Genomic DNA, 25,591 nt, shown 5'->3' on the forward strand with positions numbered 1-25,591 from the left:
CCTGCGCACCCCGCCCGGCACCGGCCCTGCTCAGGACCGGATGCCACCTTTAAATGATAACGGCTCGTATTTGCATTTGATACCCATTCTCTTGAATGGGCGCGCAACAGTGGGTTCAGCGCATTGCACGCGGGCCGAGCAGGCCACGGCGCTTGAACCACCACTCCAGCGGCAGCGTCACCAGCGGCGGGATGGCTGCCAGGAGGGCCAGGGCACTGGCCCACCACGGCCAGCGCAGGCGCACCGCCGCAAACAGGGTGACTGCCACATAGACCAGGAAGGCCACGCCGTGCAGCGGCCCGAACACCTTCACCAGCGCCACGTTGGCCATCGGGCCGTACTTCATCCACATGCCGATGAGCAGGCCGGCCCAGGTCACGGCCTCGATGAAAGCGACAATTGCGAACAGGCGTCCGGTCGGGTGCATTGGGGAACGTTGGGTCACGCGGGGCTCCGGCATCGGGGTATCAAATGCGAATGATACGCAGATGCGAACGCCATGTAGAGTCGAGCCGTGCTCGACTGCTGGAGCGTGTCCACCAAGGTGGACGCCTACCGGAGCGTGTATGGCAGGACGTGCTCACCAATCTCGCGCAGCACCAGGTCCATCGGCCGCCCGTTGTCGACCAGGTTGAACATCACGTGCGCCACGCCCTGCGCATGCACGCGCAGCAGATAGTCACGCAGGCCATCGCGGCCGACCTTCAGGCCCAGCGGCAGCGGCTCGGCTGGCGCCTGCGGATCGGCCTGCAGATCCAGCAGCATCGACTGCACGAACGGCTTGCCTGGCCCACCACGCTGCGCCAGCGCCTGCTGCCACAGGCCGATGCGCCCTTCCTGTGCGGCCTCCTCGCGATGATAGGTGGCCCAGCCTTCAGCCTCGCGCGCGATCCACTGCAGGCTCTGCCGCGCGGTACCCACCACCAGCATCGGGATGCGGGTTGCCGGCGCCGGCAGCACGTCGAAGCCACCCGTCGCCTGCAGTACGGCGGTCCGCTCATCGGCCTCCGGTGACAGCGCCGCGCGCAACAAGGTCCAACGCGCACGGAAGGTCGCCGCCCTGCCCTCCAGATCCTCGCCGAATGCGGCGAACTCTTCCGGGCGGTCCCCCGAACCCAGGCCCAGCACGAACCGTCCGCCGCTGATCCGGTCCAGGCTCAAGGCCGACTTCGCCACCTGCAGCGGCTGCCGCAATGGCAGCACGATGGCCGCGCTGCCTACCACGATGCGTCCGGTCGCGGCAGCCAGCATGCCCAGCCACAGAAACGGGTCATCCAGCGCGCTTGCTGCCGCGTCCGGACCCTGCGGCACCATCAGTGGTACATCACGCGTCCACAATGCAGCAAAGCCCAGATCATCGGCCAGTCGCGCAATGCGCCGCGCCTCATGCGGATCGGCCAGTCCATGCGCGGCGACAGGCGTCATCAGGCCCAGGCTCAGGCCCTGTTGCGGAAACAAGGCAGCGTAAGCAGGATTGAAATCACTCATGCCGCCAGCTTAGCGTGCAGGCCTGCGGCAACGATGACGTGCCGCCCACTACCGGAAGAACACTGCATGCCGACGATCCGCCCTGCCCACGTCGATGACCTGCCCGCGATCAGTGCGGTGTGCCTGGCTGCGTTCACTGCGGCGGTCGCGCCTTCGCTCAGCGCGGCCGGCATCGCCACCTTCGGCAGTGTCGCCGCTGCCGAAGCATTCGGCGCGCGCCTGCAGGGCGACAACCACATCCTGGTGGCAGAGCAGAACGGCCGTGTCGTCGGCGTGATCGAACTGAAGGAGGGCCGGCACCTTGCGATGCTGTTCGTCGATCCCGCCTGCCAGCGCCAGGGCATTGGCCATGCTTTGTTCGAGGCGGTGCTTCCACAGGTGCGCGAGCCGGTCCTGACCGTGCGCGCTTCGCTCAATGCAGTGCCGACCTACCTGCGCTATGGCTTCGCGCTGGACGGTGACGTCGGCGAGTTCAATGGGTTGGTGCATCAGCAGATGGTGCGGGCAGCGGCCTGAAGGCAATCGCCCGGCGTTGCCCGGCAATGCCCGGCAATGCCCGGCAATGCCCGGTGGGCGTTATGCCCTGCAGCACGCCCGTCATGAGCAAACTGAATCAGCGGGCTCCCCGGCGGTTCCTACAATGGCCTGTCACCCTGCCCTTCGAGATGCTGCTGATGCGCGTCGCGCTTTCCGTGTTGCTGCTGGCTTCGGCGCTGAGCGCCTGCACCCCGGCCCCGGTTTCCACCGCCAACTCCGCCGAGGCACCTGCGCCGGCCAAGGGAATCGCCTGGCGCCAGGGCGATGTGGACGATGCCTTCGCCGAAGCCGCCGACAGCGGCAAGCCGGTGCTGCTGTACTGGGGCGCGGTCTGGTGCCCGCCGTGCAACCAGCTCAAGGCGGGCCTGTTCAAGGACCCGGCCTTCATCGCGCTGACCAGCAAATTCGTGCCCGTCTATCTGGATGGCGACGAGGAAGGAGCGCAGGCCTGGGGTGAGCGCTTCGGCGTACGCGGCTATCCGACCCTGATCGTGCTGGACCCACAGCGCAACGAAATCACCCGCGTGGCCGGCGGCAACGACGCCGCCGAACTGACCCGTGCACTGACCGTTGCCGCAGGCCGCCGCAGTGCCGTCGCCGCCACCTTGGCCACCGCGCTGGCGACGCCGGACCGCCTGGCCGCCGAAGACTGGCAGGTGCTGGGCGACTACGGCTGGGAAGTCGACGCCAACCGCCTGGCCGGCGAGCGCAAGAGCCAGGATGTGCTGCGCCAGCTGTCCAAGGCGGCACCGGATGCCGCCCTGCAACGCCGCTTCGCCCTGCTCGCCCTGGCAACGGCTGAAAAGCCTGATGCCTCGCCTACCGAGGTACGTGAGCTGCTGCAGGCAGTACTGGCGCAACCGGCGGAAGTCCGTCGCAACCGCGAACTGCTGGGCTACGCGGGCGCCTCGCTGGTCAAGCAGGCCAGCGCCGGCCCAGCCACCAGCAACACGCTTGGGCAGCAGCTGCTGGTCGCACTGGAGCGCGCAGATGCCGAGCGCGGTGACCGCGCCGACGACGCGTTGTCGCGTGCGCTGACCGAAGTATCGCTGGCCCGCCAGCAGCAGCCGAAGGGCGCACTGCCCGTGGCCCTGGTTGATCGGGTCAAGCAGCGCGTGGCCGCTGCCGATGCCGCCGCCACCGATGCGCATGCACGCCAGGCCACGATCAGCAGCGCGGTTTATGCCCTGCGCGAGGTCGGCGACGACGCGGGCGCCGAAGCGCTGTTGCTGGCCGAGCTGAAGCGCAGCGAACAGCCGTACTACTACATGCCCGAGCTGGCCGAGCTGGCCGAACAGCGCGGCGACACCGCCGGGGCACTGGAGTGGCTGAAGCGTGCCTACGATGGCGCGCAGGGCCCGGCCACCCGCGTGCAGTGGGGCGTGCTGTACGTGGAGGGCCTGCTGAAGCTGGCGCCGGACGACGCACCACGCATCGAGCAGGCCACCGCCTCGCTGATCGCCGAACTGGAAGCGCAGCCGTCGGGCTACCACCAGCGCACCCGCCAGCGCTTCGAGCGCCTGGCCGGGCAGTTGAAGGCGTGGAGCGGCAAGCACCAGGGCGCCGAAACACTGGCGCGACTGCAGCAGCGGATGCAGCAGGCCTGCGGCGATCAGGTGGATGGCGCGTGCAAGGACTGGTTGAGTTGATGAAAACGCTGGCGACGGGCACGTCACCGCGCCGGTGAGGATTCGAAAAGCGGGTTCTGGTAGTGCCGGCCGCTGGCCGGCAACCCGACCTTAGCTGATTGCCGGCCAGCGGCCGGCACTACCATGCCGCTCCTGCTCCCTTTCACGCATTTCCTCCCCCCGCCCCTTGACCTCAACCAATGTTGAGGTGCGATAACAGTCTCCCCACGGCCAGCCCTCTGGCCTTCCCCACGGAGATTGCTTCGATGTCGTACTCGCTTCCCCCGCTCCCCTACGCCTACGACGCCCTTGAGCCGCATTTCGATGCGCGCACGATGGAAATCCACCACAGCAAGCACCACCAGACCTACGTCAACAATCTCAACGCCGCCATCGAGCAGGCTGGCATCGCCGAGCAACCGGTCGAGGCGCTGATCGCCAACCTCGATGCCGTGCCCGAGGCCCAGCGTGGCGCGGTCCGCAACAACGGCGGTGGCCACGCCAACCACAGCCTGTTCTGGACCGTGCTCAGCCCCCACGGTGGTGCACCCGATGGTGAGCTGGCCGCCGCCATCGACCGCGATCTTGGCGGCTTCGATGCCTTCAAGGACGCCTTCACCAAGGCGGCTCAGACCCGCTTCGGCAGCGGCTGGGCCTGGCTGACCAGCGATCGCGATGGCCGCCTGCAGGTGGAAAGCAGCGCCAACCAGGACAGCCCGTTGATGGGTGCAGCCGTGGGCCTGTCGGGCAACACCCCGATCCTCGCACTGGATGTCTGGGAACACGCCTACTACCTGCACTACCAGAACCGTCGCCCGGACTACATCGGTGCGTTCTTCAACATCATCAACTGGGCCGAGGTCGGCCGGCGCTACCGCCAGGCCAGGGCCTCATGAGCGGCGAGACACTGCCGTACGCCGGGCCGTGGGCGGGGGTCTTCCCCGCCCCGGCCCCGGTGCCGTCGGTCGAGATGCCGCCGCGCGCACTGCGGCGGCTGCTCGGCCACTTTCCTACCGGCGTGGCCATCGTCTGCGCGCGCGATGCGCAGGGCAAGCCCATCGGCCTGACCATCAATTCGTTCGTGCCGGTGTCATTGCAGCCGCCCCTGGTGCTGTGGAACCTGGCATTGCACGCGCAGAGCCTGTCCACCTTCCAGCGCGCCACCCGCTTTGCGATCAGCGTGCTGGCGGCCGACCAGGAAGCGCTGGCCCGGCGCTTTGCCGATCCGCAGGTGCGCAACCGCTTCGATGGCCTGGCATTGCTGGATGACGACGAGGACGCCCCACCGCGCATCGCCGGTGCGGTCGCCCATCTCACCTGTACCCGCCACGCACAGTGGCCGGTGGGCGATCACCTGCTGCTGGCCGGCCGCATCATCGAGGTGCACGAGAACGGCGGCGCGCCGCTGCTGTTTCATCGCGGCCGCTTCCAGCCCGGCCCGGCCGAGCTGCTGGTGGAGGTGCGCTGATGAACATCGAGGCTCTGGAATGCATGCTCGCCGCCGGCAAGGACGGCGCGCTGCTGCGCTTCGGCCTGGGCAAGGGCTGGCTGGACGCCGGCAACCCGGTGCGCGCGGCCACCCATCTGGGCCGTTGCGTGGTGCTTGATCCGCAGTACTCGGCGGCGTGGAAGCTGCTGGGCAAGGCCTGGCTGGCCAGTGGCCAGCCGCAGGCGGCGCGCGAAGCATGGCAACGCGGCCTGAGCGTGGCCGGCAGCAAGGGCGACCAGCAGGCACGCAAGGAAATGCAGGTGTTCCTGCGACGCCTGGACCGCGAGCAGGCGGACCTGGCGAAAGCGGGCTGAGTCGATCAGCCCGCGTTGGCCGATGCCGGTGCGGACATGATGTCCGACATCGGCAGGCGGCGCGGCTTGCTCGGGAACGCGTGGCGCAGGATGCGCCAGACCACCTGGCCGAACTGGCGCGGCAGCGAGCCGTTGTTGTAGTGCTGGCCGTAGCGGCGGCAGATGTCTTTCACTTCCTTGGCGATGGCCGCATAGCGGTTGGCCGGCAGGTCCGGGTAGAAATGGTGCTCGATCTGGTGGCTGAGGTTGCCCGACAGCACGTTGATCAGGAAGCCGCCACTGATGTTGGACGATCCACGCAGCTGGCGCAGGTACCAGTGGCCGCGCGATTCATTGCGCAGGCATTCCTTCGGGAAGGTTTCCGATTCGGCGGTGAAGTGGCCGCAGAAGATGATCACGTAGGTCCAGATGTTGCGCAGGCCGTTGGCCACCATGTTGCCCAGCATCACGGTGAGGAAGAACGGGCCGGCCAGCAGCGGGAAGAACACGTAGTCCTTCAGCACCTGGCGGGCCATTTTCCGCGCCACCGGGCGGGTCTGCATCCACATCGCACGGCCGCTGATGCGGCCCTTCAGCCAACGGCCCAGGCGCAGGTCCTGCGCGGCAACGCCCCACTGGAACAGCAACGCGAAGATCGGCGCAATGATCGGCTGCAGCAGGTAGAACGGCTTCCAGCGCTGTTCCGGGAAGATGCGCAGCAGGCCGTAGCCGATGTCATCGTCCATGCCACGCACGTTGGTGTAGGTGTGGTGGCGGAAATTGTGGGTCTTGCGCCAGTTGTCGGCGGTGGCAACGATGTCCCACTCGTAGGTGTTGCCATTGAGCTTGGGGTCGCCGGTCCAGTCGAACTGGCCATGCATGACGTTGTGGCCCAGCTCCATGTTCTCCAGGATCTTCGACAGCGCCAGCAGCAGCGTGCCGGTGATCGCAGCCGGCCACAGCAGCGGCATCCAGAACAGCGGCGAGAATGCCGCAAGGAACAGCAGGCCACGGCCGCCCACGCCGAACCAGCGCACGGCGGCAGCCACCCGGCGGATGTAGCGGGTATCGGAGGCGCCGAGGCTGCCGATCACACGGTCGCGGATCGCGTCGAGTTCCTCACCGAAGGCATGCATCTCGGCAGTACTCAGGGCACGGTCGGTAGCGCGGGTCATGGCAGGCGTCCTCAGAGATCCAAAGTCAGGTCGGTGGTCGGTGCGCTCACGCAGATCCGCACCGGCTGTGCCGATTCGGACTGCAGGTCGCCGGTGCGCAGATGGCGGGTGGCGCCACTGACGCGATCACAGGTGCAGGTGTTGCAGATGCCCATGCGGCAACCATGCTTGGGCTTGATGCCATGGGCTTCCAGGCTTTCCAGCAGCGAGCGGCCACGCGGCACGCTCAGCTGGCGACCACTGCGCGCAAGCGTCAGCGACACCTCGCCTTCGCTGCTGGCATCGCGCAGCGGCGCCGGCGGGGTGAAGGCTTCGGCCTGGAAGCCAGCCACTTGGTGCGCCAGGCGCTCACGCGCGGCAGCAACGAAGCCGTCCGGGCCGCAGGCCAGCACATGGCGCTGCGCCAGCGGCGTGTCATCGCCGGCCACCTGCAGATCATGGCTATCGATTCGCGCTGCCGGCACCTCACCCTCGCGGGTGGTCAGCAGGTGTACGCGCAGGTTCGGATGCGCTGCAGCCAGCGCCTGCAGTTCATCACGGAACTGCAGATGGGCGGCGGTGCGCTCCCAGTAGAACAGGTCCACCGGCGCTGCCAGCGGGCGCTGGCAGGCGTCGCGCAAAAGGCTGCGCATCGGCGTGATGCCGCTGCCGGCAGCCAGCAGCAGCACCGGCGCCGCGGCCGGCATATGGAACTCGCCGAAGGCGGCATCGAGGCGGAACAGTTCGCCCGGCTGCGCGTGGTTGACCAGATGCTGGCTGACCCGGCCGCCGTCGATCGCCTTGACGGTGATCGCCAGCTCGCGCCGCCCCAGTGCGGTGGGGCTGTAGCTGCGCTGCCACAGGCGTCCTTCAATCTCGACGCCGAGGGTGATGTGCTGGCCAGCGCGCATGCCGGCCCAGTGCCGGTTGGTGCGCAGGACCAGGGTCGCCGCGCCCTCGCCCGCCGGCTCACGCCGGACCAGGCGGGCCACCGGCTCGCGCAGGGTCCACAGGGGATTGAGCTGGCCCGCCCAGAAATCGAACAGCGACGGCGAGACCCAGCGATACGGAGAGAACAGGGACGGACGGACGACAGCGCTCATGAGCGAACTATACGGGCGCACATACACCTGTGTATACATGTGTATATTGAACCGGATTGGGTATGATTCAGCCTCGCCCCACCGGAACCCCCATGGCCGCCGCCACCGCCTTGTCGACGCCCGAAGATGCCAACAGCCCGGCCCGCCGTACGGTGAGCCGCGAGGATCTGCTGGCCGCCGCCCTGAAACTGATCGGGCCGCACCGCAGCCTGTCCACGCTCAGCCTGCGCGAAGTGGCACGTGAGGCAGGCATCGCGCCGAACAGCTTCTACCGGCAGTTCCGCGACATGGATGAACTGGCCGTGGCGCTGATCGATGCCGCCGGCCGCTCGCTGCGCACCATCATCGGCGAGGCCCGCCAGCGCGCCACCTCCACCGCCACCAGCGTGGTGCGGGTCTCGGTGGAGACCTTCATGGAGCAGCTGCGCGCCGACGACAAGCTGCTGCACGTGCTGCTGCGCGAAGGCGCGGTCGGCTCGGACGACTTCAAGCACGCGGTCGAACGCGAGCTGCACTACTTCGAAGAAGAGCTGCAGCACGATCTGGTGCGCCTGGCCGCACTGGATGGCGCGGTGCTGCACGCCCCGGAACTGGTGGCCAAGGCCATCACCCGGCTGGTGTTCGCGATGGGCGCCACCGCCATGGACCTGCCGCCGGAGAAGGATCCGGAACTGGTCGAACAGATTTCCACGATGATCCGCATGATCATCGTCGGCGCCCGTACCCCCGCCGCGTTCCGTCGCGGCTGACGATCCGCTCCCCGGGTTCGGATCTCTTTCCAGAGGAAAGGGCTCTGACCCCGTCTCCCCTGCCCGCACGGCAATTCCATCCTCCGCATATGACCACCGGCAGGGTTGCGGTCGCGATATGTAATGTTATAACACTTAAATGATCCAACTCAGTCAACGCCCCACTCGGAATTGCTGCGGCTTCGTTATATAGCTATTGCTATATTGATAAGCCGCTGCTTTCATATGCGCCAGCCAGGTCGCCCTCGCCGCCCTCCCTCCCCAAGGACGACGCACTCATGCCCGTTTTCCTCCTTCGCCGCCTGCCACTGGCAACCGCCATCGCGCTCATCCTGCCGCTGCCTGCACTGGCCGCCCCACCGCAACCGACCGAACTGGACCGCGTGCAGGTCAAGGTCAGCACCGCCACCCGCAGCGAACGCCTGCTGTCGGACGTGCCGATCCGCACCGAAGTGCTGCGCAAGGAAGACATCGCGCTGCGCGCGGCCACCGACTTCTCGCGCGCCGCCGAGCTGATCAACGGCCTGCGCGTGGAAAGCAACTGCCAGAACTGCAACACCAGCGAAGTACAGCTGCTGGGCCTGCCCGGCGCCTACAACCAGCTCCTGTTCGATGGCATTCCGCTGCTGTCCACGCTGGGCAGCGTGTACGGTCTGGAACAGATCCCGGCCGGGTTCGTCGACCGCATCGAAGTGGTCAAGGGCGGCGGCTCGGCGCTGTACGGCCCGGGCGTGGTTGCCGGTGTGATCAACCTGATTCCGCCGCTGCCGGCGCGCAGCGGTGGCCATGTACAGGCCGGCGTGGATGTGCTGAAGGGTACGCCGCAGAAGAACGCCGACGTGCGGCTGGACCTGGTTGCCAAGGACGCAGACGCCGGTCTGTCGGTGATTGCCCAGCGCAACTGGAACAGTGGCATCGACTACAACGGCGACGGCTACACCGAAATCACCCGCAAGAACCTCAAGGTCGGCGGACTGCAGGCCTGGTACGCGCCCACGCCGGGCACGCGGCTGCGCCTGGACCTACAGATGACCGATGAAACCCGCCGCGGCGGCAACCGCCTGGACCAGCCCGAATACCTGGCCAACATCGCCGAATCGCTGGATACGAAATACCGGCGCGGCAGCGTGTCGTGGGACCAGGAGATCACTGCCGACGTCGATTTCCGCCTGGCCTATGCCTTCGCCGACATCGACCGCGACAGTTTCTATGGCGGCCTGGGCGACGTGGTCACCGATCCCTCGGCGCCCGGCTATGACCCGTTGCAGCTGGACCCCGACGTGGCCGGCAGTGCGGCCTCGCGTTCGTGGCGCCAGTACGGCCGCACCCACAACCCGCTGCACTACATCGACAGCCAGTTTAACTGGCGGCGGGGCGCGCATGCGCTGGCCTTCGGTGTGCAGTACAAGCACGAGGCGCTGCGCGACGACAACCGTACCGGTGACGGGCAGCGTCTCGCGACGCTGGAGGATGCGACCTTCCACAACCTGGGCGCCTTCATCCAGGACGAGTGGAGCCTGCGCGACAACGTCGACCTGGTGCTGGGCGCACGCGTGGACAAGAGCTCGGAACTGGACAACGCGGTGTTCTCACCACGCATCGCGCTGGCCTGGCAGGCCACGCCGAACCTGAAGTGGCGCGCCGGCATCGCCACCGGCTTCCGTGCGCCGGAGATCTTCGTCGAGGATGTGCATGTCGATACGCTGGGCGGCGAACAGGTGCGCGTGCGCAACGCGGACGGTCTGAAAGAAGAGCGCGCGTTGACCACCCTGTTCGGCTTCGACTGGCGTTCGGACCCGGCCGATCCGGTGTGGAGCTGGGATGCCACCGCCTCCTATGCACGCATCCGCGACACCTTCGCGCTGGGCGAGATCCAGCGCGGCGATGACGGCCAGCTGAGCCAGCTGCGCTACAACGCCTCCGGCTCGAACGTGATGGGTGCAGAAACCAACCTCGGCTGGCAACCCTCGCCGCAGTGGCGCCTGACCGCCGGTGCCTCGTGGTACCGCTCGCGCTTCCGCGAGCCGCAACGCATCTTCGACGACAGCGGCGACGGTGGCGACACCGTGATCGAAAGCCGCGATTACCTGAAGACACCGCGCTGGACCGGCCTGGCGCAGCTCAGCTGGATGCCGGCCGAACCGTGGGAAACCTTCGTCGCGCTGCGCCATACCGGGCCGATGTCGGTGCTGAACAACCGGCTGGGCGAGCTGCACCGCACGCGGTCATTCCTGGTCACCGACCTCGGTGCGCGCTGGCACCGGCATCTGGGCGCACAGGCGCAGCAGGAAGTGTCGGTGGCCGCGGGCGTCAAGAACGTATTCGACCAGCGCCAGAAGGATCTGGAAGTGGGCGCGCTGCGCGACAGCGACTATGTCTACGGGCCGCGTTTCGCGCGCTCGTGGTACGTCAACCTGCGCTATGCGTTCTGAGCTGCTGCGAACGTTGTCGCTGGTCAGCGCCCTGCTGCTGGGCGCACCCGCAATGGCCACGGACCTGCATGCGCAGGTTTCGGCCTCGCTGATGCGGCCGGAACAGCGCTCGCTGCGGCCGATGCAGTGGACACCGCCGCCGCGGCTGGTGGCGCTGTACTTCGGCGCCGACTGGTGCGCACCGTGCCATGCCTTTGTACCCACCTTGCGCAGCGTACGCGACGCGTTGCGCGAGGCCGGCGCCGATACCGAAGTGGTGTACGTCAGCCTGGATGAGAGCGAGGCTGCATTGCGCCGCTACATGTACACGCAGGACATGCCGTGGCCGGTACTGGACCCGCGCCGCGCCGCGCGAATGCCGGCACTGCAGGCATTGGCCGGGCTGGCACCGCCGAATCTGGTACTGATCAATGCCGACGGCCAGGTGCTGGCCAATGGCTGGCAAGGCCGGCGCTATGAAGGCCTGCAGCCGGTGTTGAAGGAATGGACGAAACGGGCGTGCGCGCAGGAACAGGCACGCTGCCCGCCTGGATTGTAGGGTCGCGCGAAATGCCGCCGGGCATGGCCGGCGCTACCGTTACGGCGCCCCGCCCTCGGCCTTGCGCACGAACGCTTCAAACAACGCCAGCGTCTGCTCGCTGACATGGTGCTCGATGCCCTCCGCATCACGCCGTGCGGTGTCTGCGTCCACGCCCAGCGCCAGCAGGAAACGCTCCACGGTCTGGTGGCGCTGGCGGCTGGCATGGGCCAGCGCCTCGCCTTCCGGGGTCAGGAACACGCCGCGGTACGGCCGCTGCACCACCCAGCCATCGCGGGCCAGGCGCCGCAGCATCTTCGCCACGGTGGGCTGGGCCACGCCCAGGCGGGTGGCGATGTCGACCTGGCGGGCCTCGCCGCCGTCGGCCAGCAGGTCCGAGATCAGCTCGACATAGTCCTCCACCAGCTCCATCCGGTGCGCCTCGCGCACTTGCCGGAAGCTCTCGACCTGGCGCTCGGCCTCGATCAAGGGGGTGCTTTTCAGCGATGTCGAATCGTCGGTCTTGCCCACGCCTGCGCCTGTCCTTCCGGGGTGATCCGGTGTTGAACCTGAATTCTGGACCAGTAACGCGATAAAGACGATTGTTTCACATTGCTAATGACTATAGCAGGAGCTATATTCTGACCCATGAACACCCTGGCACCCCGCGACCCTTCGGCCTCCACTGCGGCCAGCCTGGGCGCGCTCAACGCCTCGGTCGCGGTGCCCGACAAGGGCCATTGGTGGTTCCGCCTGCTGGCCTTCCTCGGCCCCGGCTACATGATCTCGGTCGGCTACATGGATCCGGGCAACTGGGCCACCGACCTCGCCGGCGGTTCACGCTTCGGCTACCTGCTGCTGTCGGTCATCCTCGTCTCCAACCTGATGGCGGTGATCCTGCAGGCGCTGTCGGCGCGGCTCGGCATCGCCACCGGCATGGACCTGGCCCAGGCCTGCCGCGCGCGTTACCCCAAGCCGGTGAACCTGGCGCTGTGGGCGCTTTGCGAGGCGGCGATCATCGCCTGCGACCTGGCCGAGGTGATCGGCACCGCGATCGCGCTGAAGCTGTTGTTCGACCTGCCGCTGCTGTGGGGCGCGGTCATCACTGCCCTGGACACACTGCTGGTGCTGCTGCTGATGAACCGCGGTTTCCGTGCGCTGGAAGCCTTCGTGATCGCACTGCTGATGGTGATCTTCGGCTGCTTCATGGTGCAGATCGCGCTGGCCGCACCGCCGGTGATGGACGTGCTGGGCGGCTTCATTCCGCGCGCGCAGGTAGTGACCGATCCGCACGCGCTGTACATCGCGATCGGCATCATTGGTGCCACGGTGATGCCGCACAACCTGTACCTGCATTCGTCGATCGTGCAGACCCGTGCCTACCCGCGCACCGATGAGGGTCGTGGCAGCGCGCTGCGCTGGGCGGTGACCGACAGTACCCTTGCGCTGACCCTCGCATTGTTCATCAACGCCAGCATCCTGATCCTGGCGGCGGCGGTGTTCCATGCCAATGGCCATTTCGACGTGGAAGACATCGAACAGGCCCACCAGCTGCTGGCGCCGATGCTGGGGGTGGGCGCGGCGGCGACGTTGTTCGCGGTGGCCCTGCTGGCGTCGGGCCTGAATTCGACAGTGACCGCCACGCTGGCCGGCCAGATCGTGATGGAAGGTTTCCTGCACCTGCGACTGCCGCCGTGGCTGCGGCGGCTGATCACGCGCGCACTGGCAATCATTCCGGTGGTGGTGGTGATCATGCTGTTCGGCGACCAGGGCGCGGTAAAGCTGCTGGTGCTGAGCCAGGTGGTGCTGTCGATGCAGCTGCCGTTCGCGATCATCCCGCTGGTGCGGATCGTAACCGACAAGGTGACGATGGGCGCCTTGGTCGCACCGCGCTGGCTGGGCGCGATCGCCTGGGTGATCGCGCTGGTGATCGTGGGGTTGAACGCGAAGCTGCTGGTCGACACCTTCAGCGGCGGGTAATGCCAGATCCAGGGGTTGGACCCAGTAGATCCACGCCATGCGTGGATGCCTTTACACGATGCGGGGCCAGAGCCCTTGCCTCTGGCAAGGGATCCGCCCCCGCCATCTCCACGCTACAGATGCAACGCGATCGCGGCCTCGATCTGTTGCGGCGACTGGAATCCGGCCAGGCGCGTACGTTCGTCACCGTCACGGAACAGCGACAGCGTCGGCGTCTGCCGCAGCCCCAGCTCCCTGAAGAACGCCTCACCCAGCACTTCCAACTGCACGCGCAGCAGGGTCGTGCCCTGCCCCGCCACGCTGTTGGCCACCCGGTGCAACGACATCTCCAGCATCCGGCACCCCGGGCACTGGCCCTTGTGGAAATCCACCAGCACCCGCGGGTGCTCGGCCAGCAGCTGATGGAACTGCTCAGGCGTGGTGGCGTCGATGATCTGCATCGGTGTTGCTCCAATAGTGGGCCAGGACCGCGTCGGTCCAGGCCTCGATGGCCCCCGCATGGCGTTGACCATGCGGCATCTGTTCGATTTCCAGCGGCGGATAGTCGCTGCGGAAGTAGCGGATCAGGCGGTGCACGGCGCCGCAGTAGTACTCCTGCCCCCACTGCGTTTCGCCGGTGCCGAACACCGCCAGCTGCCGCGGCCGCTCGCCGCGCTCGGCGATGCCGGCCACCCATGCCTTCATCTCCGACGGCGTGCGGCCGGCGTTGTCGGTCCAGCAGCCCAGCAGCACCAGGTCGGCCTCATCGGCCGCCAGCGGCGGCGCCTGGCGCAGGTCGTCAGCCTCCTGCCAGTGAACCGCATGGCCGGAAGCGCGGCAGCGCTCGGCAATCTGCCGGCCAAGTTCGCGGGTATTGCCGCTCAACGAGGCGACCACCACCAGGATGCTCAGCGCGGCGCCGGGCTCACAGGTCGTCGAAGCCGTTGTCGACGTTGGTCTTCTTGTAACTTGCATTGCGCATCTCGAAGAAGTCGGTCTTGGTTTCGGTGAAGTTGTCGGCGTAGGCCTTGATCCACGGCATCACGTTGTCGGTGGTGTCGCTGTACAGGCGTTCGATGCCGAGCATGCCGGCCATCTTGTTGGCGCGGTACTTCACGTAGCGCACCATCTCGTCCACGTCGATGCCATCGATGCCGTCCAGCACCTCCGACGACCACTGCGTCTCCAGCTCGATGGCATGCTCGAACGATTGGTGTACGTAGGCGGTCAGCTCGTTGGTCTGCAGCTCGGGGTTCTCGCCGATGATGGCGCGGATCAGCTCGCTGATGAACTTGGTATGCGCCAGCTCGTCGCGGTTGATGAAGCTGATGATCTTGCCGGTGCCGTTCATGCGGTTCTGCCGCACCATATTGTAGAAGTACGCGAACCCGGAATAGAAGTTGATGCCCTCCAGGATCGAGGACTGGATCAACGACTTGAGCAGGGTCTCGGCGGTCTTCTCGCGCATGAAATCGTCATACGCCCCCATGATCGGCGCATTGCGCCTGATGATGGTCGGGTGGGTGCGGGCGATCTCGAAGATGCGGTTCTGGTTCGGCAGGTCGGTGATCGAGGCCAGCACGTAGCTGTAGCTCTCGTTGTGGATCACTTCCTGCTGCCCGATGATCGCCGCATTGGCGTGCGCGGCCGGGTCGGTGATGTACTCCGCGACGTTGTAGATGAAGCGCGTCTGCGGTGAATCCAGCGTGGCGAGCAGGCCGATGATCGAGTCGTAGGCGTTCTTCTCGCGCGCGTCGAGCTCGCCGTACTGGCGGGCGTCCAGCTTCATGTCGACCTCGTCGGGAATCCAGAAGTTGGTCGACAGCTCCTTATAGGCCCGATAGAACGACGGGTACGGGATGTCGTTCCAGTTGAGGATGCCGCTGGTGCGGCCGTTGATGATGCCGGTGCTGCGGTTGGGATGGCGCGGCTCGAGGATCTTGATGCGGTCGAGGGGAGTTGCCATGGTTTTCTGCCTTCGTTCTCTTTCTATCGTGTTGCCGGCCAGCGGCCGGCACTACCGTGGGTCGCCGGTGATCAGCTGGAGCACCACTCGCATTCGCTGATGTCGATGTCGTTGGAGCGCACGTAGTAGGTGGTCTTCAGGCCTTCGCGCCAGGCGCTCAGGTGCAGCTCCAGCAACGTGCTGGCGCGGATGGTGCTGGGCACGTACAGGTTGAAGCTGATCGACTGGTCGACATGGCGCTGGCGGCGCGCGTTCTGGCGCACGCTGGCGAACTGGTCGACCTTGTAGGCCCCCTTCTCGTAGTACGGCCAGGTTTCCAGCGACAGTCCCGGCGCCGCCACCGGCCGCCGGAAGTCCTTCTTTTCCTCGTAGTAGAACGCGCTGTAGATCGGGTCGATCGAGGCCGTGGAGCCTGCAATCTGCGCGGTGCTCATGTTCGGCGCCACCGCCAGCAGCCAGCCGTTGCGCAGGCCGTGCGTGGCCACCTCGTGGGCCAGGCTGTCCCACGCGGCGCCACTGTAGTCGCGGTCACGGAAGTAACGCCCGTTGTGCCAGTCACTACCCGCGAACATCGGGTAGCTGCCCTTCTCCTTCGCCAGCTGCGCGCTGGCCTGGATGGTCAGGAAATTGATGCGTTCGTAGAGCCGGTCGGCCAACGCCTCGGCATCCGGTGATTCCCATTGGATTGCCTGCTGCGCCAGCAGGTGGTGCCAACCGAACGTGCCCAGGCCGATGGCGCGATACTTGCGATTGGTGATCGTGGCCTGCGGCACCGGCAACGCATTGAGGTCGATCACGTTGTCGAGCATGCGCACCTGGATCGGGATCAGGCGCTCCAGTACATCGGTGGCCAGCAGGTCATCCGGTGCGCCGATCGCCCGGCCGAGGTTGATCGAGGACAGGTTGCAGACCACGAAATCACCGGCACGGCGTGTGGTGACGATCTGGTCGCCGCTGACGATCTCCTGGATCATCCGCGTCGGGCTCATGTTCTGCAGGATCTCGGTGCACAGGTTGCTGGAATAGATCATGCCCGCGTGCTTGTTCGGGTTCCGGCGGTTGACCTCGTCGCGGTAGAACAGGAACGGGTTGCCTGTTTCCAGCTGGCTGAGCATGATCCGCTTGAACAGATCGATGGCCTTCACCGTGCGGCGGCTGATGCGCTCGTCGGCCACCAGTTCGGCGTAGCGGTCGCGGAAGCTGCCCGCGCCGCGCTTCTCGTCGTAGAAGTCCTGCAGGTACCAGCCCTTGGCCTGCTTCACCTCGTGCGGGTCGAACAGGTACCAGTCGGCGCGGCGCTCCACCGCCTCCATGAACAGGTCGGGCACGCACACCGAGGTGAACACATCGTGCGCGCGCAGGCGCTGGTCGCCGTTGTTGAGGCGCAGGTCCATGAACGCTTCGATGTCGCGGTGCCAGATGTCCAGGTACACCGCCACCGCGCCCTTGCGCTGGCCAAGCTGGTCGACCGACACCGCGGTGTTGTTGAGCTGCTTGATCCACGGCACCACGCCGCCAGAGGAATTGGCCACGCCACGGATCGGTGCGCCACTGCTGCGCACATAGCCCAGGTAGGCGCCAACGCCGCCGCCATGCTTGGACACACGGGCGATATCGGTGTTGGAGTCATAGATGCCCTGCAGGCTGTCATCCACCGTGTCGATGAAGCAACTGGACAGTTGCCCACCCACCTTGCCGGCATTGGCCAACGTTGGTGTGGCGACCGTCATGTACAGGTTGGACAGCGCCCAGTACGCCTCGCCGACCAGCTGCATGCGCCGCTCACGCGGTTTTTCTTCCTGCATGAGGTACAGCGCGATGGTCAGCCAACGCTCCTGCGGCAGCTCGTAGACCTCGCGGCTGCGATCGCTGGCCAGATAGCGCGTGGCCAGCAGGTACAGGCCGTTGTAGGCGAACAGTCGGTCGCGCTCCGGATCGATCATCTCGCCGGCCTGCTGCAGCTCTTCCTTCGAATAGCAGCGCAGGATGTCGTTGCTGTAGATCCCGCGGTCGGCCAGGCTTTCCTGCAGGCCCACATACGAGCCGTACTTCAGGCCGACGTCGTAGAAGCGGTTGCGGCTGGCGCGCTTGTACAGGCGGCGCAGGTAGATGCGCGCGGCAAACTGTTCCCACTCGGGTGCGACCAGGTCCACCCGCGACTCGGCCTCGCGGATCAGCAGATCGACCAGGTCATCGGCGCTGATGCTGGGCTTGCGCTCGACCATCGCCTGCACCACGCGGCGGTAGTCGCTCACGTCCAGCTGCGGGAACTCGGCATGCACGGCGTCGATGCTGCGCTGCAGGCGTTCGGCCTCGAACGGCAGGCGGCGGTTGCCGGCCTCCTTGGTGATCCAGGTCGGCACGCGCTCGCCACCGGCGCGCAAGGCGTCGCCAGCGCCGGCCAGATCGGCCACGCGGAAGGTACTGTCGGTCATGGTGGTGAAACTCCAGGCTCGCGCGCGCGTTGGCGGTCGATGCCATGGCGGCCCTGAACGCGATACCGGCGCACGGGGCGAACGGGTGGATTGCCAGGGCACGGGAACGTAGGTCGTCGGCATCTGCCTGCGCCTGCGGCCGGTATCCGGGCCGTGGGGGCGACCTGCGTCCGCACTATGGCGGCCGCGTCGACACGGCAAGCCTCAGGGCGGGCCGCGGGACGTTTGCTGCATGTCCGGCGGCGGCGGCTGACCGGGAGTGACCGCCACAACATAGTGGGGATATCCGAACTCGTCAACACAAGATGCGGTCATCAACACATGTCGCGACGATCAGTCGCAGGATGCCGTGTTGCACCTGCGGCGCCTTGTCGACAGCGCCTGCGTCCCCAGTTCGGTACAACATCAACTTTCCCCGGAACACCGCCCATGCGCGCTGCCCAGTACCCCTCCTTCGGCGATCCGGCCGACGTCCTTGCCATCGCCGACGCCGCCCTGCCCGAGCCCGGCCCCGGCGAGGTGCGCATCCGCACCGTGCTGGCCTCGATCCACAACCACGACCTGCTGACCGTGCGCGGCCTGTACGGCTACAAGCCGACCCTGCCGGCGATCGGTGGCAGTGAAGCACTGGGCGTGATCGATGCACTCGGCGATGGCGTCGACGGCCTTCAGGTCGGCCAGCGGGTGGCCGCTGCCTCGGTGCACGGCACTTGGGCCGAAGCGTTCATTGCACCGGCACGCATGGTGATTCCGATGCCGGAAGCGATCCCGGACGAAATGGCCGCGCAGCTGATTGCCATGCCGCTGAGCGCGTTGATGCTGCTGGAGTTCCTGCACGTCGAGCCGGGCCAGTGGATCGTTCAGAACACCGCCAACGGCGCGGTGGGCAAGTCGCTGGCGATGCTGGCGCGGGCGCGTGGCGTGCATGTGGCCAACCTGGTGCGCAATGCCGATGCGGTCGCGCAGCTGCAGGCGCTGGGCATCGATCACGTATTCGACACCTCGCTGGACGGCTGGAAGGATCGCGTGCGTGAGGCGACCGGCGAAGCACAGGCTGCGGCCGCGGTGGATTCCATCGGCGGCGACGCCAGCGGTGACCTGGTCGACCTGCTCGGCCACCACGGCACGCTGGTGTCGTTCGGAGTGATGAGCGGCGAACCGATGCGCATTCCCGCGGGCGGACTGATCTACAAGGAAGCCACGGTGAAGGGTTTCTGGGGCAGCAAGGTCAGCCAGGCGATGGCGGTGGAGGACAAGCGCCGGCTGGTCGGCGAACTGCTGAAGCGTGCGGCGAGCGGCGAACTGACCCTGCCGGTGGAGCAGATCTTCGCACTGGACGACATCGCCCAGGCAGCGAAGGCTGGCGCCGGTTCGGGCCGTAACGGCAAGGTGCTGCTGCGGCCTTGATGCCTCAGCGGATGGCGCTGTCCCGGTGGTGGCGCAGTCCCGGTAGTGGCGCAGTCCCGGTAGAGTCGACTGTCAGTCGACTCTCGCGCGTAGCGCGGGGGGATGAGGCTTCTTTCCACAGGGAAAGGGCTCTGCCCCTGCAGGGTGTGCGGACCAACGGTCCGCACCCACCAAAGATCGGTCCCGCACCCACCGAGTGGGTCTGCTCCAACGGAGGCACCGACTTTCGTTAAGAACCCGTGATGTATAACTGAATGCGCTTTCGTCATTGGAAGGCGCACGTGCCTGCGTGCGGTACTGACGGCTCCTCCCCCGTTCGGCGTTGTCGCTTCCATGTACCGTACCACCCTGAACCTGCTTGCCGGCGCGATCGCGCTGGGCCTCACCGCCGGCGCTGCCGGCGCCGCTGAAACCGCCGATACCGGCAAGGACAGCACCACCTTGGGCGCCGTGCTGGTGACCGGCTCTAACATCAAGCGCAGCGATACCGCCGGGCCGAACCCGGTGCAGATCGTCAGCCGCGAACAGATCGAGCAGACCGGCCGCTCCACCCTCACCGACGTGCTGCGCAACCTGTCGGCCAATGCCGGCAACAGCTTCGACGAGCAGTACACCGGCAGTTTCGCCGCCGGCTCGGCCTCGATCGGCCTGCGTGGCCTGTCCCCGAAGAACACGCTGGTGCTGGTCAACGGCTACCGCGTCTCCAACTTCGGTTTCGCGCTCAACACCCAGGACACCTTCGTCGACCTCAATGCGCTGCCGATCAGCGCGGTCGAACGCATCGAAGTGCTGAAGGATGGCGCCTCGGCGGTGTACGGTTCCGATGCCATCGCCGGCGTCATCAACATCATCCTGCGAAAGAACTTCCAGGGCGTGGAAGTCGGCGGCGGCTTCGGTACCGCCACCCAGGGCGGCCTGAACGAGCGCAAGGCCAACCTGCTGGCTGGCTTCGGTGACCTTGAACAGCAGGGCTGGAACGTGCTGTTCGGGCTGGACCTGCTCAAGCGTGATCGCCTCGACGCCGACCAGCGCGCCTACACCCGCAGCGGCGATTTCCGCGACAAGCCCGGCGGCCGCCTGGCCGGTTGGTCCACCGCCGGTGGCAACTGGCTGTCCAACCCGCGCGCACCGCAACCGTTCGCCAACTGCCCGGATGGCAGCCAGCTGCGCCCGTACAGCGATTTCGGCAGCACCCTGCCCGGCCAGGCCTGCGCCTTCAACGCCCAGCCGTTCAAGACCCTGCAGCCCGGCGCCGAGCGCCTGCAGGCGTCGTTGAGCGCGACCTACCGCTTCAACGACAGCGTCGAAGCCTTCGCCGACGTACTGTACAGCCACAACAAGGCCGACCAGATCTTCAGCGCGCCGCTGACCGTCGGCCCCGGCCTGCGCGCGTACAACCCGGCCACCGGCACCCTGATCGACGTGCCGGCGGTGCTGCCGGTCGGCCACCCGAACAACCCGGGCATCACGCCGCTGCCGTTCGAGTACACGTTCTTCGACCTCGGCCCGCGCCTGAAGGACAACACCCAGGTGTTCTACCGCGCCTTGGCCGGCGTGCGTGGCAGCGGCGAGCGATGGGACTGGGAAGTGGCGGCGCTGACCTCGCAGAGCGCGCAGCGCGAATACGTCGACAACTTCGTCAACCGCTACGCGTTCGAGCAGATCCTGCGCGATGGCAGCTACAACTTCCTCAACCCGTCCAGCACACCGGGCGCGCTGGATGCACTGCGCCTGCAGACCAAGCGTCCGGGCTGGTACAAGCTGCATTCGTTGAACGTGAAGGCCTCGACCTCGCTGTGGGAGCTGCCGGCCGGCGCGGTCGGCTTCGCCTGGGGTGCCGAGTTCCGCAAGGAATCACTGGACGCGCGCACCAGTGCGCAGGTGCTGTCGGGCACCGAACTGCGCCCGGCCATCAACGTGGTCAACGGCAAGCGTCAGGTCAGCGCCGCCTACGCCGAACTGAGCGTGCCGCTGCACCGCACGCTGGAGCTGCAGGTGGCCGGTCGTGGCGACCACTATGACGACTTCGGCAACGCGTTCTCGCCGAAGGTGGCGCTGCGCTGGCAGCCGCTGGACAGCCTGCTGCTGCGTGGTTCGTTCTCGCGTGGCTTCCGTGCACCGTCGCTGCCGGAGATCGCGCCGGGCCAGACCGTCAGCTACGGCTCGGTGATCGATCGGCTGGACCCGCTGCAGCCCGGTGGCAGCCGTGGCGTCACCAACATCCGCACCGGCAATCCGGACCTGAAGGCCGAACGCTCGCGCAACTTCAACGTGGGCGCGGTGTGGTCGCCCGATGGCGATACCAGCATCGGCCTGGACTGGTACCGCATCGAACAGGACAACCTGGTCAAGCCGGACAGCGCGCAGTTCATCGTCGACAACCCGACGCTGTTCCCCGGCCGCGTGCAGCGTGATGCAGAGGGGCGCATCACGTTCATCACCAACCAGTATGCCAACCAGGGCGAACTGACCACCTCGGGCCTGGACCTGGAAGCCAACCGCACCTTCCGCACCGAAGGCTGGGGCAACTTCACCGTGGCCGGCAGCTGGACCCATCTGCTCAGCTTCAAGCAGCCGCTGGTGGCCGGTCAGGCACCGTATGAAGGGGCCGGCAACAACCGCCACGGCGCACTGCCGCGCACCCGCGGCACTACGTCGCTGAACTGGGCAGTGGGCGACTGGAGCAGCACGCTGAGCCTGCAGTACGTGAGCGGCTATGACCAGCGTGTGGCGACAGCGACCAGCAACCCGGGCCTGCGCGACCGCATCAAGCCTCATCACCAGCTGGACCTGTACGTGGCCTACGAAGGGATTCCCAACACCACGCTGTCGCTGTCGGTGCTGAACCTGACCGACAAGGACCCGCCGTTCGACCCGGCCGGTGGCTCCAACGGTTTCGACATCAGCCAGTACAACCTGCGCGGGCAGTTCATTTCGCTGGGGGCGCGCTACCGGTTCTGATGCGCCAACGGGGCGGCGATGATGCGCCGCCCCGTTCGCGTTGCCGGCCAGCGGCCGGCACTACCATCAACGTGCATCACCGGCTCAGGTGCAGGAACTGCAGGTGCCGTTCGTACTGGCTGATGATGTCGTTGATGATCTGCTTGCGGCTGTAGCCGACCAGGTCGTAATCCTGGCTGCCTTCGAACAGGTGCACCTCGGCGCGGTAGTAGCGCTGGTTGCGCAGCTGCTGCGCGGCGAACGACGGGGTCAGGTAGCCGCTGAGGATCACCCGGTACAGGAAGTCCTGCTGCTCGCCATGGTTGACCGTCAGCTCCATGTCGCCCGCTTCGAAGCGCGTCGCCACATCCCAGCCCTGCCCACGCAGCTGCTCGGCCACCGCCTCCATCGCCGGCTTCACCGTGTCATCCATGAAGCGGTAGACCTGGTCGCGTACCGGGAAGTGCATGGCCTGGCTCAGGCGCTGGCGCCAGCCCTGGTGGTGGCGATCGTCTCCGATCAACGGCGACGGCCGGTACTGCAGCGCGCGCTTGCGGTGCGACTCGTCACTGAAGGCGCGGGTCAGCCCCCACATCATCAACAACAGGATCGCCGAGAACGGCAGCGACGCCAGCACCACCGCGGATTTCAGTGCGTCGATGCTGCCGGCCAGCAGCAGGCCCGCCGTCAGCACTGCGATCACGGTGCCCCAGAACACCCGCAGCCAACGTGGGCCGTCGTCCTCAGGTGCGCCGCCATGCGAGGACAACGTGGACAACACCACCGCGCCCGAGTCGGCCGAGGTCACGAAGAAGATGAAGCTGACCAGTACCGTCACCGTGATCACCGCGCGGCTCCAGGGGTAGCCGTCCAGCAACGCATACAGCACCGTCGGTGGATCATCCACCGCCAGCTGCGCCAACTGTTGCTGGCCGTGGTGCAGCACCTGGTCCAGCGCGCTGTTGCCGAAGATCGACAGCCAGGCCAGGGTGAAGCCCAGCGGGATCAGCAGCACGCCGAACACGAATTCGCGGATGGTGCGGCCACGCGAGATGCGCGCGATGAACAGGCCGACGAACGGCGCCCAGCCGATCCACCAGGCCCAGTAGAACACCGTCCAGCCACCCAGCCATTCCGGCCGGCCGCCATAGGCGTACACATCGAAACTCTTGCCGACCACGCTGCCCAGGTAGTCGCCCAGGTTCTGCATCAACGTGCTGAGCAGGTACTGGGTGGGGCCGGCGCACAGCATGAACAGCACCAGCGCGATCGCCAGCAGCATGTTGATGTTGGCCATCCAGCGCACGCCCTTCTCCACGCCGGAGACGGCCACGGCCACCGCCGCACCCATCATCGCCACCACCAGGATGATCTGCACCAGGTTGGAATGCGGGATGTTGAACAGGTGTGCCAGGCCGGCATTGAGGTGCAGCACGCCGAAGCCCATGTCGGCGCCGATGCCGAACACGGTGGCGACGATGCCCAGCGCATCCACGGTGTAGCCGATCGGGCCGTTGATGCGCTTGCCGATCAGCGGGTACAGCGCCGAGCGCAGCGCCAGCGGCAGGTTGTGGCGGTAGGCGAAGTAGGCCATCGCCATCGCCGCCAGCGCGAACACGCCCCAGCCATGCAGGCCCCAATGGAGGAACAGCAGCTGCATGGCCTGGCGCGCACCGGCCTCGCCCGCAGCCGGATCGCCCTGCGGCGGCTGCAGGTAGTGGGTCAGCGGTTCGGAAACGCAGAAGAAGAACAGCGTGATGCTGATGCCCGCCGCGAACAGCATGCCGGCCCAGGAGAGGTAACTGAACTCCGGTTCGTCATGGTCGGCGCCGAGCTTGATGCCGCCGTACTTGGACAGCGCCACGCCAACCACGAATACCAGGTACAGGGTCATCGCCAGCAGGTAGTACCAGCCCACATTCAGTGCGGCCCAGTCCTGTGCCTTGACCAGAAGGCGGCCCGCACCGAGCGGGAACAGACTGACGAACAGCGCGAACGCCACGACAACGATCGCCGCGAAGGCGAACACAGGCCGAAGGGTGCGCACCGGGGATTGTTGCGGCTCCAGTACATCCATGGGGCGGCGTTCTCCGGTAGATCAATGGGTTAGCCGACCGATTCTGGCTGAACCGCAGTGGACAGAGCATGAAGTTGCGGCCTGTGGTCGCAGGCCCGTCCGCTCATTCCGTGGTATCACGCGCGCGCTGCGACGCACCCTTGCTTGCGCGGGCCGCGCGCACCGCCTGCGGCGCGGCCACGCGCATCCTGTCCGATCACGACATTACATGCACCGCACACAGCTTGTTGCCATCCGGGTCACGCAGATAGGCCAGGAACACCTGCCGACCGGACATGTTGCGGACGCCGGGCGGATCTTCGATGGCGGTACCACCGTGAGCCACTCCAGCTTCCTGCCAGGCACGCACGGCCTCTGCACTGCCCAGACTGAAACCGATGGTGCCACCGTTGGCATGGCACGCTGGCTGCCCATCGATCGGCGCGGTTACACCGAACATCCGTCCATCCTTGAAGTACAGCAGCCGTCCCTTCTCGTCGAATACGCCCGCACGCGCGGCCATCGCAGCGAACAGGGCGTCGTAGAAGCGACGCGCGGCATCCATGTCGTTCGTTCCTACGGTGATGTGGCTGAACATGCGGGCACTCCATGTGGAAAACCGCAGTGTCGATGAGCGCGGGCGACTTCGCAAATCGCTGCATCATCGCCGCCCCGCTCGCGACCGGGCGTGCTGCTACTTAGCGGTGCTGAGCAGCAGTACCGCCGCCGTGACCAGGGCGATGCCAACCCAGCCGATCGGCCGCAGGCGGTTACCGAACAGCAGGCGGCCGCAGGTGGCGGTACCGATCACGCCGATCGCACCCCACATCGCATACGCAGTGGCCAGGTCCATGTAGCGCACCGCTTGGCCCAGCAGGGCGAAGGCGATCCAGACCATGACGATCGCGCCGACACCCCAGCGCCAGCGGCGGAAGCCTTCCGACTTGGCCACCATCATGTTGGCGGCGACGTCGATCAAGGCCGAGCAGATCACGAAAAACAGGGCGAGGGTATTCATCAGTGCGCCTCCCCGAGAGTGACGCAGACGATGCCGACCACCGCCAGCACCAGGCCGGCCAGCTGCTGCAGCGACAGGCTTTCACCGAAGACGGTGAGGCCGACCACGGTCAGCAGGGTCAGGCCCAGGCCTTCCCATACCGCGTAGGCCACGCCCACCGCGATGCGGCGCACCGACTGCGCCAGGAAGAAATAGGACAGCGCCAGCGCGCCGGCCATGACCAGATAGCCGGTCCAGCCGCCATCGCGGGCGGCGTGGGCCATGAACGAGGTGCCGACCACTTCGGCGACGATCGCCACGGTCAGGCAGGCCCAGGCGACCAGCGCGCCACGGGCGGGAACAGTACGGGACATGTGAAGCTCCTTGCAGGGCGGGGACCACGCCGCCTCATCAATGGATCCACGCCGAGCGTGGAGGATC

Annotated in this window: 24 protein-coding genes; 11 read left to right on the plus strand and 13 right to left on the minus strand. The window is 66.8% G+C overall.

Annotation, left to right across the window (positions count from 1 at the left end; genetic code table 11):
* Nucleotides 1–115 precede the first annotated feature (115 nt).
* Both AC5P8Y_RS10025 and AC5P8Y_RS10030 read right to left on the minus strand, forming a co-directional pair.
* The gene (locus AC5P8Y_RS10025; protein WP_111108717.1) at nt 116–427 is read right to left on the minus strand and encodes a DUF3817 domain-containing protein; all 312 of its coding nucleotides are present in this window, start codon (nt 425–427) and stop codon (nt 116–118) included.
* Nucleotides 428–552: 125 nt separating this feature from the next.
* Complete coding sequence (locus AC5P8Y_RS10030) at nt 553–1,488, minus strand: TIGR03571 family LLM class oxidoreductase (RefSeq protein WP_111108718.1); 936 nt, start codon at nt 1,486–1,488, stop codon at nt 553–555.
* Between the two features lie 66 nt (nt 1,489–1,554).
* Between AC5P8Y_RS10030 and AC5P8Y_RS10035 the strand changes: the two genes are divergently transcribed.
* From AC5P8Y_RS10035 to AC5P8Y_RS10055, 5 genes are all read left to right on the plus strand, one after another.
* Nucleotides 1,555–2,004, plus strand: a complete 450-nt coding sequence (locus tag AC5P8Y_RS10035; RefSeq protein ID WP_111188379.1) for a GNAT family N-acetyltransferase — start codon at nt 1,555–1,557, stop codon at nt 2,002–2,004.
* Nucleotides 2,005–2,153: 149 nt separating this feature from the next.
* A complete protein-coding gene (locus AC5P8Y_RS10040; RefSeq protein ID WP_111108720.1) occupies nt 2,154–3,674 on the plus strand; it encodes a thioredoxin family protein in 1,521 nt (506 codons plus the stop codon).
* Nucleotides 3,675–3,919: 245 nt separating this feature from the next.
* Entirely contained in the window at nt 3,920–4,549 is a 630-nt protein-coding gene (locus AC5P8Y_RS10045) for a superoxide dismutase (protein WP_012480516.1), read from the plus strand.
* Complete coding sequence (locus tag AC5P8Y_RS10050; RefSeq protein ID WP_033833194.1) at nt 4,546–5,121, plus strand: flavin reductase family protein; 576 nt, start codon at nt 4,546–4,548, stop codon at nt 5,119–5,121. Before AC5P8Y_RS10045 ends, AC5P8Y_RS10050 begins: the two co-directional genes overlap by 4 nt.
* Nucleotides 5,121–5,456 carry a tetratricopeptide repeat protein gene (locus AC5P8Y_RS10055; RefSeq protein WP_005409958.1) on the plus strand — a complete coding sequence of 112 codons (336 nt, stop codon included), beginning with the start codon at nt 5,121–5,123 and terminating at the stop codon, nt 5,454–5,456. Before AC5P8Y_RS10050 ends, AC5P8Y_RS10055 begins: the two co-directional genes overlap by 1 nt.
* Before the next feature lie 5 nt (nt 5,457–5,461).
* Here the strand turns inward: AC5P8Y_RS10055 and AC5P8Y_RS10060 are convergent, their stop codons facing one another.
* Nucleotides 5,462–6,610, minus strand: coding sequence for a fatty acid desaturase family protein (locus AC5P8Y_RS10060; protein ID WP_005413710.1), 1,149 nt, complete (start codon nt 6,608–6,610; stop codon nt 5,462–5,464).
* Between the two features lie 11 nt (nt 6,611–6,621).
* The gene (locus tag AC5P8Y_RS10065) at nt 6,622–7,692 is read right to left on the minus strand and encodes a ferredoxin reductase (protein WP_204301409.1); all 1,071 of its coding nucleotides are present in this window, start codon (nt 7,690–7,692) and stop codon (nt 6,622–6,624) included.
* Nucleotides 7,693–7,784: 92 nt separating this feature from the next.
* Here AC5P8Y_RS10065 and fabR point away from each other — a divergent pair, with 92 nt between their 5' ends.
* From fabR to AC5P8Y_RS10080, 3 genes are all read left to right on the plus strand, one after another.
* Nucleotides 7,785–8,441 carry an HTH-type transcriptional repressor FabR gene (fabR, locus tag AC5P8Y_RS10070; RefSeq protein ID WP_005409961.1) on the plus strand — a complete coding sequence of 219 codons (657 nt, stop codon included), beginning with the start codon at nt 7,785–7,787 and terminating at the stop codon, nt 8,439–8,441.
* A gap of 278 nt (nt 8,442–8,719) precedes the next feature.
* Nucleotides 8,720–10,873 (plus strand): TonB-dependent receptor plug domain-containing protein, encoded by a 2,154-nt coding sequence (locus tag AC5P8Y_RS10075; protein ID WP_495201947.1) that lies wholly within the window; start codon nt 8,720–8,722, stop codon nt 10,871–10,873.
* Nucleotides 10,863–11,411 (plus strand): thioredoxin-like domain-containing protein, encoded by a 549-nt coding sequence (locus tag AC5P8Y_RS10080; protein WP_033833199.1) that lies wholly within the window; start codon nt 10,863–10,865, stop codon nt 11,409–11,411. Before AC5P8Y_RS10075 ends, AC5P8Y_RS10080 begins: the two co-directional genes overlap by 11 nt.
* 39 nt (nt 11,412–11,450) lie before the next feature.
* Here the strand turns inward: AC5P8Y_RS10080 and mntR are convergent, their stop codons facing one another.
* Nucleotides 11,451–11,921 carry a manganese-binding transcriptional regulator MntR gene (gene mntR, locus AC5P8Y_RS10085; RefSeq protein ID WP_005413716.1) on the minus strand — a complete coding sequence of 157 codons (471 nt, stop codon included), beginning with the start codon at nt 11,919–11,921 and terminating at the stop codon, nt 11,451–11,453.
* A 117-nt stretch (nt 11,922–12,038) separates the two neighbouring features.
* On the opposite strand from mntR, the gene AC5P8Y_RS10090 reads away from it, so the two are divergent.
* Nucleotides 12,039–13,370, plus strand: a complete 1,332-nt coding sequence (locus tag AC5P8Y_RS10090; protein ID WP_111108723.1) for an Nramp family divalent metal transporter — start codon at nt 12,039–12,041, stop codon at nt 13,368–13,370.
* A gap of 113 nt (nt 13,371–13,483) precedes the next feature.
* On the opposite strand, the gene AC5P8Y_RS10095 is transcribed toward AC5P8Y_RS10090, so the two are convergent.
* The 4 genes from AC5P8Y_RS10095 to AC5P8Y_RS10110 all read right to left on the minus strand — a co-directional run bounded on the left by AC5P8Y_RS10095 (nt 13,484) and on the right by AC5P8Y_RS10110 (nt 17,750).
* The gene (locus AC5P8Y_RS10095) at nt 13,484–13,810 is read right to left on the minus strand and encodes a thioredoxin family protein (protein WP_049403991.1); all 327 of its coding nucleotides are present in this window, start codon (nt 13,808–13,810) and stop codon (nt 13,484–13,486) included.
* Nucleotides 13,782–14,249: a flavodoxin gene (locus AC5P8Y_RS10100; RefSeq protein ID WP_080356471.1), complete on the minus strand. Its 468-nt coding sequence runs from the start codon at nt 14,247–14,249 to the stop codon at nt 13,782–13,784. Before AC5P8Y_RS10100 ends, AC5P8Y_RS10095 begins: the two co-directional genes overlap by 29 nt.
* A gap of 25 nt (nt 14,250–14,274) precedes the next feature.
* Nucleotides 14,275–15,315 (minus strand): ribonucleotide-diphosphate reductase subunit beta, encoded by a 1,041-nt coding sequence (locus tag AC5P8Y_RS10105; RefSeq protein WP_049432068.1) that lies wholly within the window; start codon nt 15,313–15,315, stop codon nt 14,275–14,277.
* A gap of 71 nt (nt 15,316–15,386) precedes the next feature.
* Entirely contained in the window at nt 15,387–17,750 is a 2,364-nt protein-coding gene (locus AC5P8Y_RS10110) for a ribonucleoside-diphosphate reductase subunit alpha (protein WP_049403994.1), read from the minus strand.
* Nucleotides 17,751–18,179: 429 nt separating this feature from the next.
* Here AC5P8Y_RS10110 and AC5P8Y_RS10115 point away from each other — a divergent pair, with 429 nt between their 5' ends.
* Complete coding sequence (locus tag AC5P8Y_RS10115) at nt 18,180–19,157, plus strand: zinc-binding dehydrogenase (RefSeq protein WP_049403996.1); 978 nt, start codon at nt 18,180–18,182, stop codon at nt 19,155–19,157.
* 333 nt (nt 19,158–19,490) lie between these two features.
* A complete protein-coding gene (locus tag AC5P8Y_RS10120; protein WP_495201948.1) occupies nt 19,491–22,118 on the plus strand; it encodes a TonB-dependent receptor in 2,628 nt (875 codons plus the stop codon).
* A 76-nt stretch (nt 22,119–22,194) separates the two neighbouring features.
* On the opposite strand, the gene betT is transcribed toward AC5P8Y_RS10120, so the two are convergent.
* From betT to AC5P8Y_RS10140, 4 genes are all read right to left on the minus strand, one after another.
* On the minus strand, nt 22,195–24,174 hold the full coding sequence (betT, locus tag AC5P8Y_RS10125; RefSeq protein WP_049404000.1) for a choline BCCT transporter BetT: 1,980 nt from the start codon (nt 24,172–24,174) through the stop codon (nt 22,195–22,197).
* A 196-nt stretch (nt 24,175–24,370) separates the two neighbouring features.
* Nucleotides 24,371–24,751, minus strand: coding sequence for a VOC family protein (locus AC5P8Y_RS10130; RefSeq protein ID WP_021204273.1), 381 nt, complete (start codon nt 24,749–24,751; stop codon nt 24,371–24,373).
* A gap of 96 nt (nt 24,752–24,847) precedes the next feature.
* Nucleotides 24,848–25,171: a DMT family transporter gene (locus AC5P8Y_RS10135; protein ID WP_049432057.1), complete on the minus strand. Its 324-nt coding sequence runs from the start codon at nt 25,169–25,171 to the stop codon at nt 24,848–24,850.
* Complete coding sequence (locus tag AC5P8Y_RS10140; protein WP_005409979.1) at nt 25,171–25,524, minus strand: SMR family transporter; 354 nt, start codon at nt 25,522–25,524, stop codon at nt 25,171–25,173. The genes AC5P8Y_RS10135 and AC5P8Y_RS10140 overlap by 1 nt, the downstream gene beginning before the upstream one ends.
* Nucleotides 25,525–25,591 lie beyond the last annotated feature (67 nt).

The sequence above is a fragment of the Stenotrophomonas sp. YJH_SMC_12-1 genome (assembly GCF_059370935.1).